Consider the following 1811-nt stretch of genomic DNA (forward strand, 5'->3'; position numbering starts at 1 on the left):
CAACAATGAACATCGCTGCACAGACCAGCACGAATCCGTTCGTCGCGATTAATAGTTGCTTTGCAAGCGGAAGGTGTCGCCACCAGCCGATGAGAGAGTTTTCTTGAGTTCTCAAGATTGATGGTCCCGTTCGATCGACAAGCAATTCTTCGTGGTTGGATGCCCGAGAGGGCTGATTTCTTCACGAAGACTTGTGGGACCAGTAAGTTTTTTTGGGAGATCCAATCTTGGCGGCAACTTGAATGCCATGCGACAGATTGCCACGCAACCTGATCTCCGAGCGATTCGCCTCAGTCCATCACGCCGGCATACTTACGAAAAATCTTGATCAGCTCATCGAGTTTTTCTTCGCGCTCAGCCTGATCGCCGCTTTCCATGGCATCGGCAACGCATGTCCTGAGATGCTTTTCCAGGACGATCTCCCCCACCTTGGCCAGAGCGCCGGTGGCGGCGGAAAGCTGCATCATTATGTCGACACAATACTCGTCGTCATCGATCATCCGACCGACAGCCTCGACTTGTCCAACAACGCGACGAAGCCGATTGTTGAGCTTCTTCTTCTCGTCGTCAGAAAGCATGAATCGGAACCTCACAGTGGGAAAACAGCCGAGCTATTCTAGCCGGTTAGGCAGGTACGGGTCAGCCCAGCTACATTCCCATTTTCGGAGCCGGCTGGTACGTAGCCGGATTCCCGAATCGACGCACGATCTCGGCAAAGACGGCGCCCTTCTCCACGGGCTGATCACTGTTCATCACCAACTCGTAGAGATCATCCGGAAGAACTCGCATCACGGTCATCAGACCTTTCACCGACATTGGATAGTTGGCACGCATCCCACGTGTTTCTTTGCGACTCCAGATCGCCTTCATGAAGTCATCGGACATTTCCATGCCCTTCATTTTTTGAGGATAACCTGGCACGTCGAGTTTGTCCGAGCGACTCGTGTTGACGGCTGGTCGGTCGTCGATACTCGCGAGATATTCGTCGACCGATTCCCCGGCGCGCATCCGCGGGCCAACCTGTCTAACCATGTGGTTCATCATGTGGTGGACCATATGGCAGTGGAAAATCCAATCTCCAGGATTGTTCGCAACGAACTCAAAATCGCTCGCTTGGGCTACAGCAATCAGCTCAGTGTTTCTCGGAACCCAAGCGCTCTTTGGAATCCGAGCACCTTCGTGACCGGTAACCCAGAACGTGTGACCATGCAGGTGAACGGGGTGGTGCTGCATCGGGCTGAAATCAAGCAGCCTCACACGGACTCGTTCACCATGTTTGCACACAAGCGGCGTGGTGTACGGTCCGCTCTTTCCGTTGATCGTATGCCAGTTCCAGTCCATCGCCCAACTGTCACTCACCGTTTGCGTGGGACCAATATGAAAGTTCTGAAACAACAGGCCAAAGTCTCGGTCCACCGGGGGATCGAAGACCTTTTTGGGATGGACGATGAAGAATCCGACCTGGCCGAATGCTTCTTGCATGGCAACGTGAGAGTGGTAGAAAAACGTGCCCTCCTCATGAATGTCGAATTCGTACGCCATTGATGCGCCGGGTTTGATTGGGTTCTGAGTCAGCGTTGCGGCTCCGTCATACTGAATCGGAAGCTCAAAACCGTGCCAGTGCAAGAAAGTGTCTTCCGGGAGTTCATTCGTCACGACGATGCGAACGCGATCGCCCTGATTCACCTCAATCGTCGGGCCCGGCATGCTGCCGTTGTACCCAAAGACATTCATTAAAATGCCTGGATGAAACTCCTGTTGAACGGGCATCGACACCAGCTCAAAGACTTTGACGCCGTTCTCCATTTTGA

The 1811-nt window shown here is 53.3% G+C and carries 2 protein-coding genes; both read right to left on the reverse strand.

From position 1 onward, the window contains the following. Positions 1-290 precede the first annotated feature (290 nt). Positions 291-578, reverse strand: a complete 288-nt coding sequence (locus tag H1B37_RS32685) for a metal-sensitive transcriptional regulator (RefSeq protein WP_182871465.1) — start codon at positions 576-578, stop codon at positions 291-293. A 70-nt stretch (positions 579-648) separates the two neighbouring features. Continuing rightward, positions 649-1811 (reverse strand): copper oxidase (locus H1B37_RS32690; RefSeq protein WP_182871466.1); only part of this gene is annotated, 1163 nt, incomplete at its 5' end.

Origin of the sequence: Stieleria mannarensis, assembly GCF_014154935.1 — a bacterium.
Lineage (GTDB): Bacteria > Planctomycetota > Planctomycetia > Pirellulales > Pirellulaceae > Stieleria > Stieleria mannarensis.

What these genes read in the sequence shown, in the direction of transcription:
- H1B37_RS32685 (WP_182871465.1), bottom strand. Translation starts at nt 578, where the DNA reads ATGCTTTCTGACGACGAGAAGAAGAAGCTCAACAATCGGCTTCGTCGC.